Genomic DNA, 13,724 nt, shown 5'->3' on the forward strand with positions numbered 1-13,724 from the left:
GCGATACTCGGGGGCATGCGTGTGGGGTTGGCCCATCATTTCGGCTGGGCCGTGGCCGTCACGGCATCGGCCGGCCACCGGGTGGCGGACCGCCGGCGGGTCGAGCTGATCGAGCCCGGCGTGCCGGCGGCGCCCGTCCACCACCTGGCGGGCTCCGTCGGTGACGCCGAGGCCGCGGAACTGGTGGCGCGGGTCCGGTCGTCGGCGGCCCGCGCGACCGCGGCCTCGCTGGACGCCCTCGCGTCCGCGCTGGGGGAGCCGGTCGTCTCCGTCTCGCTCCGCGCCTGGCCCCCGGACTTCCCCGAGGACATCGCCGTCCAGCGCCGCGTGCCGTACGAGAGCCGCGCGGACTCCGTCATGTACCGCCAGGTCGTGGCCGAGGCGGCGGAGGCGCGCGGCTGGGCCGTCCACCTGTACGACGCCAAGGACGTGGAGAGCCGGGCGGCCGGGCTCCTGGGCGCGAGAGCCGAAGAGATCCTCCACGGCCCGCGGGCGAGGCTCGGACCGCCCTGGACGAAGGACCACCGGATGGCGCTCGCGGCGACGATCGTGGCCGCCGGGCGTCCCGTCGCGCCGGGTGCCCGGGAGGCGTCGCCATGACCGCGTTCGTCGTCGTCGGGGCGGGCCTCACCGGAGCCGCGACCGCCTGGCAGCTGGCACGGCGCGGCCACGAGGTGACCGTGCTGGAGCGCTCCGCACCGGCCAACGCCCAGGGCAGCTCCCACGGTTCCGCGCGGATCCTCCGCTACGGCTATCCCGACCCGTTCTACGCCCGGCTGGTGGTCGAGGCGCGGGCCGAGTGGGACGAGCTGGAGCGCCTCGGCGGCGAGCGGCTCATCACCCCAACGGGCTCGCTCGACTTCGGAGCGGGCCGGGCCCCGGAGGCCCTGGCCGCGGTGTTCGAGGACGCCGGAGTCGAGCACGAGCTGCTCACCACCGCCGGCGCGGCCGCGCGCTGGCCGCGGTTCCGCTTCGCCGACGACGGCGCCGGCGTGCTGTGGCACCCGGCCGCCGGGGTGATCGACGCAGAGACCGCGGTCGCGGCCATGCTGCGGCTGGCCCGGGACGGCGGCGCCCGCGTCGAGACGGACTGGCCGGTGGCCTCGGTCGAGCGGGCGGGCGCCGGCCATCGCGTGCTGAGCACGGACGGGCGTACCGAGGAGGCCGAGGCCGTCGTCGTCACCGCCGGCGGCTGGCTGCCCGACCTGCTCGGCCGGCTCCCCTTGCCGGAGGGCTTCCTGGCCGCGATCCCGCCGCTCCGGGTGATGCAGGAGAACGTCTACCACTTCCCCTACCGGGACGCCCCGGAGGAACCATGGCCGACGTTCATCCACAAGGCGTCGAGCATGCTGGTCTACGGCCTGCCCGGCGGGCGCGACGGCGCCCTCCCGGACGGCCGGGCGGGCCTGAAGGTGGCCGAGTACAACGGCGGCCGGCCGATCCGGAGCGCGGCGGTCCAGAACGGCGAGATCGACCCGGCCAACCGTGAGCGCCTCATCGCCTACGTCCGGCGGACCCTGCCCGGCCTCGTCCCCGAACCGTACGCCGAGACGACCTGCCTGTTCACCAACACCCCCACGGAGGACTTCGTGGTCGACGGCGCCGGCGGGATCACCGTGGCCTCGCCGTGCTCGGGGCACGGCGCCAAGTTCGCGCCGCTCATAGGCCGGATCGTCGCCGAGGCGGCGTCGGGTGAGCGTCCGCCCCCGAAGCGCTTCCAGGTGGGCGCGGCGGGGGAGAGCCTTCTGTAGCCGTGACGGCACGGTCGGTGACTCTACGCCGGGGCAGACTGTCGGTGGGGTCGGCGAGTCCAGGAGACCGTGGAGGCCCCGTGGCGGAGGACAGGAACGCGATCTTGTGGGGGGCGGCCCCCGAAAGGCTGAGCGGCTCGGACTTCCCGGCCATGGACCGGCGGTTCGGCCCGCTCACGATCAGGAGGAGCTACCAGCCGGCGGCCGCGGGGATGCCCGCGAGCTGGGCGGACTGCAACGGCGGCGCCGACGTCGGGAAGCGGGCCTCCTGCTGGTCGGGCAAGCCGCCCGTCGGCGCGATGGCCGACGGGTCCCTCGACCGGCGGACCCTGGCGTTCCTGCGGTCCATCCCGAGGAGCCACGTCGCGTTCGTCAGCATCTGGCACGAGGGCGACGCGAAGATCAGGCGAGGGGAGTTCTCGGCGGCGGCGTACAGGGCGGCGCTGCGGCGGTTCTGCCGGCTCGTCAAGCAGGTGCAGGCCGAGGGACGCCCGCGCCTGTACACCATCCAGATCCTCACCACCTGGAGCGGGACCTCCCCGTCCGCGGGCACGACGTACGCCGACACCTGGCCCGGCGACGGGCTGGTGGACTGCTTCGGGGTGGACGGCTACTCCCACGTCGGGAGCGGGGCGTCCCTGTGGGGGCCGGCCGTGCGGTTCGCCCGGTCCAAGGGCATCGCGTGGGCGGTCCCCGAGATCGGCTACGGCAGGACCGGCACCCAGGACGCGCGCTGGATGCGGGACCAGATCGCCTACCTGACCAGCACGCCGGGCGGCGGCGAGCGTTCGAGGGCCGCGTTCGCGTGCTGGTTCAACACCGACGGGCCGATCTCCACGCCGACACCGGGGAACAGGTCCTCTTGGCTCGCGGTGGCGAGGGCGGCCAGCCAGGCCTACCGCAGCGACTACACGTCCTTCGTGCTGTAGCCGCGGGATCGCGGACGTTGCCGTGACTTGAACCCGCCATGACCGGACGCGCGTTTGGCGGTGCGGGATCCTGCGTACGGTGACGGCATGGCGACCGTGGTTTCGCGGCAAGAGGTCATCGACGTGGCCACCCGGCTGTTCAGCGAGCTCGGCTACGACGGGACCTCCGTGCGGCTCATCGCGGACGCCGTGGGCGTCACGCCCGCGGCGATCACCGAGGTGGCCGGCGACAAGCGCGCGGTCTACCTGGAGGTGATGCGGCAGGCCTTCGAGGCCGAGCGCATCATGCTCGACGAGGTCGTGTCCGTGACCGAGCCCGGGCGCGGCGCCGTCCACCGCATGGTCGACGCCTACCTGGACTTCCACCTGGCGCATCCGCACAACCGCCTGCTGTGGGCCCACCGCTGGGTCGCCGACGCCGCCGACATCACCGAGCTGGAGGACCGGTACGCGAGGCCGCTGATGCACATCGCCGTCCGCCAGATCCGCGACGTGGTGCCGCCGGACGTCAACCCCTATTACCTGGTCGGCACGATGGTCTGGTGCGTGCACGGCTACCTGGGCTCGGGGCTGCTCCAGAAGTCGCCGGGCATGCGCAGGTCCGACGACCCCCGCGCGGTCGCCTCCTTCCGCACCCACATGCACGTGATGATGGACCGGCTCCTCGCCCCCCGGGACGCCGGAGAGCCCGACGCGTCCTGACGCCCGGCCGGACATGGCCAGGGTCCCCGCGGACGCGGCGCGGGACCGCGGCCCTTCCTTCGCCTAGCTCGCGAACCATGGCAAGCCGCCGCTGTCAACGGCGAAGATCGCCGCTGTGGGCGCCCACTTGACGTCGCAATCGCCGTGGCCGCCCTCCCGGGCTGCTGCTTGTCTCGTGATCGGCCGGATGATCAACCGGCCGATCCCCGGAGACGGGGGTCGTCCGCCGCCTCCGGGAGGCAAGGATGCCCAGGACCCGCCGGACCAGGGTCACCGCGCTGGCCGTCACCGCGACGCTCCTCACCGCCGGGCTCGCCGCCCCCGGCCGCGCCGAGCAGCCGCCGCCGCGCCCCGTGCCGCCCGGAGAGCAACCCGAACTGCCGGACCGGGACGCCCGGACCGGCAGCCTCGCCCCGACCGGCGGGCAGCGCGGCGCCGCCCGCGGCGTGACGGTGCGGTGGAACAGGCTCGGCACGCCCGCCGCCGTCACCGCCGCCGGGCCCCTCGCCACCGGCCTCCCGGACGACCCGGAGAAGGCGGCGCGCGCCTACCTGACCCGGCACCGCGACCTGTTCGGACTGGACGCCGCCGCCGTCGGCGCGCTGGAGAAGGTCGCGGTCAACCCCGTCGGCGAGGGCGCGGCCGTGCTCCTGCGCCAGCGCTTCGGGGATCTGCCCGCCGGGTACGACGGCCTCGTGGCGGTCGGCGTGACCGGCGGCGAGGTCGTCTCGGTCACCTCGACGCTCTCCCGCGACGGCGCCGCCCCGGCGCCGGCCACGCTCTCGGAGAAGGAGGCGGTGAACGCGGCCGGCCGCGACGCGGGGATCGCCGTCTCCGCGGACGACACCCGCAAGGTGCGGCTCGTGGCGGTGCCCACCGCCGGAGGCGTCCGCAGCGCGTACCAGGTGACGCTGATGGACCCCGCCGGCGCGGAGCCGAAGGCGGTCACGTCCTACGTCGACGCCCGCACCGGCGCGGTCCTCGTGCGGGAGAACCTCGTCGACCACGACAGCGACAACCCGCGCTGGGCGGTCTTCCCGGCCACCCCGCCCGGCGACTACTCCTCCCGCGACGCGCGGCAGGTCTGGTGCTTCGCCCCCGCGCGGGGCTGCCGGTTCGTCGTCGGCGGCGACCCGTCCAGCGGGCGGCCCTGGGACGCCGACCCGGCGACCGGCGCCTCGACCACGACCAGCCTCGGCAACGCGGCCCGCTCGTTCGACAACCGCGCGAGCGACGACCCGTTCACAGTCGGCACCCGTACCAGCGCGCCGAAGGCGGACCGCAACTACCTCTACCCCTGGAAGAACCAGTGGTACAGGAGCAAGTGCGACCCGGCGACGCTGGACAGCCCGCAGGAGGCGGACCTCGAACCGGCCATCTCCAACCTGTTCGTCCAGCACAACCGCATGCACGACTGGTCCTACCGGCTCGGCTTCACCGAGACGGCCTGGAACATGCAGGTCGACAACGGCGACCGCGGCGGCCTGGGCGGCGACCCGGAGCAGGGCAACGCGCAGGCCGGGGCCCGGTTCCCCACCATCCGCGACAACGCCAACCAGATCACGCCGCCCGACGGCACCCCCGCCATCACCAACATGTACCTGTGGCAGCCGATCGCCGGCGCGTTCTACTCGCCGTGCGTCGACGGCGACTTCGACATGAGCGTCATCGGGCACGAGTACACCCACGCCATCTCCGGCCGCATGATCGCCGGACCGGACGCCGGGTGGAACGGGCCGCAGGCCGGGGCGATGAACGAGAGCACCTCCGACCTGTTCGCGGTGGAGTACCTCAGCGAGTACGGGCTGCGGGCGCCCGGCCGGACGCCCTACGTCGTCGGCGGCTATGTCACGGGCGACCCGCGCAGCGGGATCCGCAACTACGACATGAGCCGGAGCCCCCTGAACTACGCCGACCTCGGCTACGACCTGGTCGGCACCCAGGTCCACGCGGACGGCGAGATCTGGAGCGCCACGCAGTTCGACCTGCGGCAGGCGTTCGTCAAGCGCTACGGCTCGGGCAGCGCCTCCCTGCAGCGCAAGTGCGCGGAGGGCGCGGTGCCGGTCGCCAAGTGCCCGGGCAACCGCCGGTGGGCGCAGCTGTCGTTCGACGCGCTGCTGCTCATGGCCACCGGGGCGGTCAGCTACGTCGACCACCGCGACGCCCTGCTGGCCGCCGACAGCATCCGCTTCGGCGGCAAGGACCACGAGCTGATGTGGAAGGTCTTCGCGCAGCACGGCCTGGGCGAGGGCGCGGCGAGCAACGGCCCCGCCGACGCCGACCCGGTGCCGAGCTTCGCGTCGCCGATGTCGCGCAACGCCGAGCTGACGCTCCGGCCCGGCGGAGACGCGAAGGGCGGCAAGGTCCGGCTGTACGTCGGCGACTACGAGGCGCGGGCCGTCCCGGTGGCCGACACCGACCCGGCGACGCCGCTCGGGGACGCCTTCTCCATGGCGCCCGGCCGCTACTCGTTCGTCGCGGTGGGCGAGGGCTTCGGGCACAAGCGGTTCACCGCCACGGTCAGCGGGTCGCGGAGCCTGCGGGTGGACATGTCCCGCAACCAGGCCGCGGGCGCCAACGGCGCGACCGCCACCGGCGACGGCCTGTCCCAGCCCTCCCTGCTGGACGAGACCGAGGCGACCAACTGGCAGTCGGTCGAGGCTCCGGTCGCCGGCCGCCAGGTGACCGTCGACCTCGCCGGCGAACGGGCGGTCAAGGTCGGGCGGGTGCAGGTCAGCGCGATGCTCCGGCCCACCGTCGCGGGTGACCCGGAGGGCCCGAACACCGCGCAGAACCGCTTCAGCGCCCTGCGCGCCTTCCGGCTCCTGGCGTGCGACGCCACCAAGGCCGACTGCTCGAAGGCCGGCTCCTTCCGCACCGTCTACACCAGCCCGCGCGACGCGTTCCCCGCCGACCGGCCGCGGCCGACCGCGCCCGACCTCACGCTGCGCTCGTTCGACCTGCGGGACGTGAAGGCGACGCACCTCCGGCTGCAGGTGGTGTCCAGCCAGTGCACCGGCGCGCCGGCGTACGCGGGGGAGCAGGACGACGACCCGCGGTCCAGCACCGACTGCGGCACCGCCAGCCCCCGGGCGGGCCTCGTCCGCGCCGCCGAGCTGCAGGCCTTCGCCAAGTAGCCGCACCGGACCGGCGGGGGCGGGGACGCGGTCCCCGCCCCCGCCGGTCCGGAGGGCGGCGGGTTCCGCGCAGGCGGGCCGTGTTGTCCCCGGGTAACACCCCGGATACCTTTCTGTCCATGACCACGACGGCGAGCAGGCCGGGGCCCGGATCGCGGCGCGACCCCGGCCGCCGCCGCGCACTGCTGGAGGCGGCCGACCGGGTGATCCAGCGGGAGGGCCCGGAGGCGTCCATGGCCGCCATCGCCGCGGAGGCGGGGATCAGCAAGCCGATCCTGTACCGCCACTTCGGCGACAAGAGCGGCCTGTACCAGGCGCTCGCCGAGCGGCACACGCGCAAGCTGATCAAGGGCATCCGGGACGAGTTCTCCCGCGGCGACCCGATCCGCGACCGGACCCGCTCCACCATCGACACCTACCTGGAGACGGTCTCCCGGAACCTCAACCTCTACCGGTTCCTCATGCACCGGGCGAGCGCCGAGGACACGGCCACGCACAGCGCGATGAGCACGATGATCCGGGACGTGAGCCGGGAGCTCGCCGAGGTGATGGTCGCCGAGGGCGAGATGACCGACCGCACCCGCGCCTACGTGTGGGGCCACGCGATCGTCGGCATGGTGCAGACCGCCGGCGACTGGTGGCTCGACCACGTCGACGAGGTGCCGCGCGAGACCGTCGTGGACGGCCTCGTCGACCTGGTCCTCGGCGGGCTCCCGGCGGCGGCGTCCGGCGCCCGCTCCGCGGACGGGCCCGGCTAGCGCGGCGCCGTCGTCCCCGCGGTGTCGGCGAAGTGGCAGGCGACCGCCTGGGGCAGCCCGTCCCGCCGGACGAGCCCGGGCACCTCCCGCTCGCAGACCTCGGCCGCCATGTAGCAGCGGGTCCGGAAGCGGCACCCGCTCGGCGGCGCGGCGGGAGAGGGCACCTCCCCGCGCAGCACGATCTCTCGCGCGGCGTCGTCCGGGCGGTCGCGCACGGACGGCGCCGCCGACAGCAGCGCCCGCGTGTACGGGTGCTGCGGGTCGCCGAACACCTCGGCGGCGGCGCCCCGCTCCACGATCGTCCCGAGGTACATGACGGCGACGTCGTGCGCGATGTGCCGGACGACGTCCAGGTCGTGGGAGATGAACAGGTACGCCACGCCCAGCTCGGACTGCAGGTCGGCGAGCAGGTTCAGGATCTGCGCGCGGATCGACACGTCCAGCGCCGACACGGCCTCGTCGCACACGATGAGCTTCGGCCGCAGTGCGAGCGCGCGGGCGATGCCGACCCGCTGGCACTGCCCGCCCGACAGCTCGTGCAGGTGCCGCGACCCGTGCTCCGCCGACAGCCCGACCAGGTCGAGCAGCCGCGCGATCTCGGCGTCCTCCCGCTCGCGCGGCACGATCCCGGGGTGGACGCGCCAGCCCTCGGCGATGACGGCGGCCACGGTCATCCGCGGGTTCAGCGACGTGTAGGGGTCCTGGAACACCATCTGCAGGTCGCGGCTCATCCGCCGGCGGCGCCGGGCCGGGACCGCCGCGAGGTCGGCGCCGGCGAACTCGATGGCGCCGGCGAAGGCGGGACGGAGCCCCACGATCGCCCGCGCCAGCGTGGACTTCCCGCAGCCGGACTCGCCGACGACGCCGAGCGTGCGCCCCGCGCGGACGGCGAGGTCGATCCCGGCGACGACGGGCACGCGCCGCCGCCCGAACCCGTGCCGGCCGGGCCGCTCGTATCCCGCCTCCAGGCCGCTGACCCTCAGCACGACCTCGGTGTCCTGCGCGGTGGCCGTCATCGGGGCTCCTCGGTGTCCTGGGAGGCGGTGACCTCGGCGGAGTGGTGACAGGCGACGGCGCGGTCGTCGTCCTCGGCGAGCGGCGGGTCCTCCTCGCGGCACACCTCCGTCGCGAACGGGCAGCGCGGATGGAACGCGCAGCCGCCCGGCGGGCGCCTCGGGTCCGGCGGGACGCCCTTGATCGGCTTGAGGCGGCCGTCCGCCTCCGCGTCCGGCACGGCCTCCAGGAGCCCGAGCGTGTAGGGGTGCGCGGGACGCGTGTAGACGGCGTCCAGCGGGCCCCTCTCGACGATCCGCCCCGCGTACATGACCGCGACGTCCTGCGCGACCCGCGCCACCACGCCGAGGTCGTGCGAGACCAGCAGCGTCGCGAGGTCGGCCTCGCGCTGCCGCCGGGCGAGCAGCCGCAGGATCTGCGCCTGGACGGTGACGTCCAGCGCGGTCGTCGGCTCGTCGGCGAGCAGGACCGACGGGCCGAGCGCCAGCGCCATCGCGATCACCGCGCGCTGCCGCATCCCGCCGGAGAACTCGTGCGGATGGTCGCCGTAGCGGGACTCGGCGTCGGCGATGCCGACCTCGCGCATCAGCGCGACGGCCCGCTCCCGGGCCTCCCGCCGGCCGAGCCCGAGGCGCCGCCGGAACGGCTCGGCGATCTGCCGGCCGACGGCGAAGCCGGGGTTCAGCGCCGCCATCGGATCCTGGAAGACCATCGCGACACGGCCGCCGCGCACCTCGCGCCACCGCCGCGCCGAGAACCCGCCGGTGTCCTCGCCGTCCAGGACGACGCTCCCGGAGGTGACCTCCGCGCCGGGCGGCAGCAGCCCGATCAGCGCGAGCGAGGTCAGGCTCTTGCCGCTGCCGGACTCGCCGACCAGGGCGAGCACGCGCCCGCGCCGCAGCCGCAGGTCGACGCCCCGCACGACGGGGGTGAGGCGGCGGCCGGACCGGAACCCGATGTGGACGCCGCGCAGCTCGGCGGCGGCGCCCCCGGCCGCCGGGGTCTGCGCGGGGTGGACGGCTGGAACGGTCATGTGCGCCTCTCAGGAACGTGCGCCATCAGATCTGGGCCCGGGGATCGGCCAGGTCGCGGAACGCGTCGCCGACGATGCCGACGCCGGTGACCACGGCCGCCAGCGCGAGCGCCGGCATCGTGGAGATCCACCAGGCGGAGCCGAGGTAGTCGCGGCCCGCCGAGACCGTCGCGCCCCACGACGCCTGGTCCGGCGGGATGCCGAGGCCGAGGAAGCTCAGCGACGCCTCCGCCACCATGACCAGGCCGATCTGCACGGTGGCGGCGACCAGCAGCGGCTGCCAGCAGGACGGCAGCACGTGCCGGAAGAGGATCCGCAGGTTCCCGGCGCCGAGCACCCGCGCCGAGTCGACGTACTCCAGGTCGCGGGTGGCGAGCGCGGACGCCCGCACCACCCGCGCGAAGATCACCCAGCGGGTCACGGCGAGGGTGATGACGATGTTGGTGACGCTCGGCCCGAGGACGCCCGCGATCAGGATGGCGAGCAGGATCGACGGGAACGCCAGCTGCATGTCCCCGAAGCGGGACAGCACGGTGTCGGCCCAGCCGCCGAAGTACCCGGACACGAGCCCCACCACCAGGCCGGCGGCCCCGCCGATCAGGACGGTCGCGGTGCCGACCAGCAGCGACACCCGGCTCCCGGCGAGCAGCGTGGTGAGCATGTCCCGGCCGACCTGGTCGGTGCCGAGCCACGCGACCGACCCGTCGCCGAGCCGCGACCCGGGCGGCAGCAGCCGGTGCGGCAGGTCCGTCGCGACCGGGTCGTAGGGCAGCAGCATCGGCCCGAACACGGCCGCAAGGACGAACACGCCGACGATCCCGAGCCCGGCCCACGCCCGCGCGGGCGGCCTCCTTCTCCGCCGCCGGACGTCCGGCGGCGGGATCGCGGCAGGAGCAATGGCACTCATGCGTTCTCCGGGGTAAGGCGAGGATCAAGCGCGACGCACAGGACGTCGACGAGCAGGTTCAGCGCGATGTAGGAGACCGTGATGGTCACGATCGCCGCCTCGACGACCGCGTAGTCGCGGTTGGTGATGGCGTCGACCATCAGCGAGCCGATGCCCGGCCAGGAGAAGACGACCTCCACGATCACGGCGTTGGCGATGAAGTTGCCCATCAGCAGCCCGAGGACGGTGACGACGGGCAGGGCGATGTTGCGCGCCACGTGCACGTACATCACCGCGCCCTCGCCGGTGCCCTTCGCGCGGGCGGTGCGGACGTAGTCCTTGCCGCTCTCCTCCAGCGCCCCGTTGCGGACGAGCCGCGCGAGCCAGCCGACGAAGGGGAGCGCGAGCGTCACCGACGGCAGGACCACCGCCTCGGGCCCGCCGCCCGCGGTGCTCGGCAGCCAGTTCAGCTGCCGGGCGAACAGCAGGATCAGCACGATCCCGAGCCAGAACGACGGCACCGCCTGCCCGATCAGTGAGCCGGTCGAGACGAGCCAGTCGAGGACGCCGCCGGGGCGCCGCGCGCACAGCATGCCGAGCGGGTAGCCGGCCGCGAGGGTGATGACCAGGGCGAGCGCGGCCAGGGACAGGGTGGCGGGGAACCGGTCGAGGACGGCGCCCATCGCGCCGCCGCCGAGCCGCCACGAGTCGCCGAAGTCGCCCCGCAGCACCTCGCCCATGTGCGCGAGGTACTGGCGCCACAGTGGATCGTCGAGACCGAAGTCGGCGCGGACCGAGGCGAGCTGCGCGGGGCTCGCGTCCGGTCCCAGGATCAGCGTCGCGGGGTCGCCGGGGACGACGCGGACGACGACGAAGACGAGAGCGATCGCGCCCCAGGCCACGATGAGCGCCTGGCCGGCGCGCCTGAGCAGGAACCGTCCCATCAGCCGCCTCCCGCACGGGACGACGCGCGGACGACGAGCTCGGCGGGCAGCAGCGTCTGCCGCGGGGAGCCCGCCGCGGCCTCGCCCGACATCCGTTCGAGGAGCCGGTCCACGGCCGTGGCGCCGACGTCGGCGGCCGGCAGCCGGACGGTGCTGAGCGGCGGCGCGAGGTAGGCGGCGAACGCGTGGTCGCCGTGCCCGGCGATCCGCACGTCCCCCGGGATGCGCAGCCCGTGCTCGGTGAACGCCCGGTACACGCCGAGCGCGAAGTAGTCGTTGCCGGCCAGGACGGCGGCGCCCGGCCCGATGCGCGCGGCGAGCTCCCGCCCGATCTCGTAGGAGTCGACGGGGTCCCACGGCTGCGAGCTGGCCTCGCGGCGCCGCGTCGGCACCTTGACCATGTGGTCGTCGCGGACCGTGACGCCGTGCTCGTCCAAAACCGTCCGGAACCCCCGGACGCGCTCCGCCACCGGGGAGATGTCCAGGTCCTCCTCGACCAGGTACAGGTCGCGGGCGCCGCCGGCCACGAGGTGCTCGGTCGCCCGCCGGGCGCTGTCGTAGTAGTCGACGCCGACGAGGTCGGTGTCCAGCTCCGGCAGGTCGCGGTTGAGCAGGACCACCGGCGTCCCCGACTTGCGGAGCCGCTCCCAATGGTCGGACCCGTGCTGGACGGGCACGGCGAGCACGCCGTCCACGCCCCAGCGCATCAGCTCGTCCACGACGCGGCGCTCGTTCTCCACGCTGTCCTCGGTGACCATCAGCATCAGCGCGTAGCCGTGCACCCGCCCGCGCTCCTCGATCGCGCTGATCAGCCGGGCGTAGAACGGGTTGGACGGGTTGGTGATCACCAGGCCGATCGTCATCGCGTTGCCCTGCACCAGGGACCGCGCCATCGTGTTCGGCACGTACCCGAGCCGCTCCGCCTCGGCCCGCACCCGCTCGCGGGTCTCGGGGCTCACCGCGTCCTTGCCGGCGAGGGCGCGGGACACGGTGTTGACCGACAGGTCGAGGGCGGCGGCGATGTCGCGCAGGGTGGCCCTGCGGCGGGGTGTCATGGGGTCCTCCTGACCGTGGACAGGTCGGGCTGGTTGTTCGCGGCCGGGGTGAAGCCGGTGATCCCGCTCCGCAACCCGTAGGCGGTGGTGAGCGTGGCCGGGAAGATCCCGACCGCGTCGTCCCAGATGGTCTCGCACGCCTGGGCGTACAGCTCCTCGCGCCGCTTCGGATCGGCGGACTGCCCGGCCTCGGCGAGCACCTTGTCCAGCGCGGGGTTCCTGTAGCCCATCCGGTCGGCCTTGGACGTGTAGAGCCGCCCGAGCGTGAACGCGGCGTCGCCGGTCGTCACGGTGTTGGTCTGCAGCTCCATATCCCAGTCGAGGGAGTTGAGGCGCTGCAGCCACTGGGCCTTCTCGATGCTCTGCGGGGTCACCTTCACGCCGACCTCGTCCCACGCGGAGATCATCGACTGGGCCAGCTCGCGGGCGAGCGGGCCGGTCGCGTCGAACCACATCATCGTGGTCTCGAACCCGTCCCCGAGCCCGGCGTCCCGCAGCGCCCTGCGGGCCGCGTCCGGGTCGTGCCCGTACGGCCGCTGCCCGGCGTGCCCGAACACGGTCGAGGGGATCGGCGCGCGCATCCGCTCGGCGCCCGCGCCGAACAGCCTCCCGACGATCTCCTCCAGGTCGAGCGCCTGCCACATCGCCCGCCGGACGCGCGGGTCGGTGAACGGCCTGCGGCCGCAGTTGAACCACGTCAGGTAGTAGGTCCAGCTCGGCACCGTCTCGACCCTGACGCCGCGCTCCCCCCGCACCTCGGCGAGCTGGTCGGACGGGACGGGCCACAACAGGTCGACGTCCCCGTTCCGCAGCGCCGTGATCGCGCTGGAGGCCTCGGCGATGAACGGCATCGAGATCCCCGGGAGCCCGGCCCGGCCGCCCCAGTACCCGTCGAACCGGGCCAGCTCCACGGCGGTCGACGGGGTGAACCCGGTGACGCGGAACGGCCCCGAGCCCACTGGCCGCCGCTTCTGCGCGGGGTCGGCGACGAGCCGCGCCGGGACGATGAACAGCAGCGTCAGGTTCACCGGCAGCGTGCCCATCGGCCCGTCCGTCACGAACGTGACGCGGTGGTCGCCGTCCGCCCGCGCGGACTTCACCGTCGCCCACAGCGCGGACTGCGCCGACTTCACCGCCTTGGTCCGCTCCAGGCAGGCGACGACGTCCCGCGCGGTGAGCGGGCTCCCGTCATGGAAGCGGACGCCGGGGCGCAGCTCGAACACCCACGTCGTCTCGTCCGCCCGCCGCCAGGATGTGGCGAGGCCCGGGGCGAGCCGCTCGCCGTCGTACCGGACGAGCGTGTCGAACACCAGCCGCTTGACGATCAGCGAGGCCTCGTCGACCGCCGTCCCCGCGTTGTAGGGGTCGAGGTCGGTGACCGGCTGCCCGAACGCGGCCCGCAGCGATCCGCCCGGCGCGGCCCCGGCGCCGCCCGGCCGGCCGCAGCCGCCGAGCGCCACCGCCGACGCGGCCAGGCCGGCCAGGGCGAGGAACTCGCGCCTGCGCACGTCCATG

12 protein-coding genes are annotated in these 13,724 nt (G+C 74.5%); 6 read left to right on the top strand and 6 right to left on the bottom strand.

The window, feature by feature from the left end:
• The first annotated feature begins 15 nt into the window (after positions 1-15).
• The 6 genes from K8Z49_RS03925 (at position 16) to K8Z49_RS03950 (ending at position 7,277) form a co-directional block, all read left to right on the top strand.
• A complete protein-coding gene (locus K8Z49_RS03925) occupies positions 16-600 on the top strand; it encodes a hypothetical protein (protein ID WP_075021739.1) in 585 nt (194 codons plus the stop codon).
• Entirely contained in the window at positions 597-1,751 is a 1,155-nt protein-coding gene (locus K8Z49_RS03930) for an FAD-dependent oxidoreductase (RefSeq protein WP_075021740.1), read from the top strand. The genes K8Z49_RS03925 and K8Z49_RS03930 overlap by 4 nt, the downstream gene beginning before the upstream one ends.
• Before the next feature lie 80 nt (positions 1,752-1,831).
• Positions 1,832-2,680 (top strand): hypothetical protein, encoded by an 849-nt coding sequence (locus K8Z49_RS03935; protein WP_412517619.1) that lies wholly within the window; start codon positions 1,832-1,834, stop codon positions 2,678-2,680.
• 87 nt (positions 2,681-2,767) lie between these two features.
• On the top strand, positions 2,768-3,382 hold the full coding sequence (locus K8Z49_RS03940; RefSeq protein WP_021599708.1) for a TetR/AcrR family transcriptional regulator: 615 nt from the start codon (positions 2,768-2,770) through the stop codon (positions 3,380-3,382).
• Between the two features lie 245 nt (positions 3,383-3,627).
• A complete protein-coding gene (locus K8Z49_RS03945; RefSeq protein ID WP_412517620.1) occupies positions 3,628-6,519 on the top strand; it encodes a M36 family metallopeptidase in 2,892 nt (963 codons plus the stop codon).
• A 119-nt stretch (positions 6,520-6,638) separates the two neighbouring features.
• A complete protein-coding gene (locus K8Z49_RS03950; RefSeq protein WP_021598350.1) occupies positions 6,639-7,277 on the top strand; it encodes a TetR family transcriptional regulator in 639 nt (212 codons plus the stop codon).
• On the opposite strand, the gene K8Z49_RS03955 is transcribed toward K8Z49_RS03950, so the two are convergent.
• From K8Z49_RS03955 to K8Z49_RS03980, 6 genes are read right to left on the bottom strand one after another with little or no spacing between them, the layout of a single operon-like run.
• A complete protein-coding gene (locus tag K8Z49_RS03955; RefSeq protein ID WP_021598351.1) occupies positions 7,274-8,293 on the bottom strand; it encodes an ABC transporter ATP-binding protein in 1,020 nt (339 codons plus the stop codon). The genes K8Z49_RS03950 and K8Z49_RS03955 overlap by 4 nt on opposite strands.
• A complete protein-coding gene (locus tag K8Z49_RS03960) occupies positions 8,290-9,324 on the bottom strand; it encodes an ABC transporter ATP-binding protein (RefSeq protein ID WP_111831530.1) in 1,035 nt (344 codons plus the stop codon). Before K8Z49_RS03960 ends, K8Z49_RS03955 begins: the two co-directional genes overlap by 4 nt.
• Positions 9,325-9,349: 25 nt before the next feature.
• The gene (locus K8Z49_RS03965) at positions 9,350-10,231 is read right to left on the bottom strand and encodes an ABC transporter permease (RefSeq protein WP_412517621.1); all 882 of its coding nucleotides are present in this window, start codon (positions 10,229-10,231) and stop codon (positions 9,350-9,352) included.
• Complete coding sequence (locus K8Z49_RS03970) at positions 10,228-11,154, bottom strand: ABC transporter permease (protein ID WP_075021744.1); 927 nt, start codon at positions 11,152-11,154, stop codon at positions 10,228-10,230. The genes K8Z49_RS03965 and K8Z49_RS03970 overlap by 4 nt, the downstream gene beginning before the upstream one ends.
• Positions 11,154-12,209, bottom strand: a complete 1,056-nt coding sequence (locus tag K8Z49_RS03975) for a LacI family DNA-binding transcriptional regulator (RefSeq protein ID WP_021598356.1) — start codon at positions 12,207-12,209, stop codon at positions 11,154-11,156. Before K8Z49_RS03975 ends, K8Z49_RS03970 begins: the two co-directional genes overlap by 1 nt.
• Positions 12,206-13,723, bottom strand: coding sequence for an ABC transporter substrate-binding protein (locus K8Z49_RS03980; RefSeq protein WP_412517622.1), 1,518 nt, complete (start codon positions 13,721-13,723; stop codon positions 12,206-12,208). The genes K8Z49_RS03975 and K8Z49_RS03980 overlap by 4 nt, the downstream gene beginning before the upstream one ends.
• Position 13,724 lies beyond the last annotated feature (1 nt).

The organism is Actinomadura madurae, from assembly GCF_047130825.1.
GTDB lineage: Bacteria > Actinomycetota > Actinomycetes > Streptosporangiales > Streptosporangiaceae > Spirillospora > Spirillospora madurae.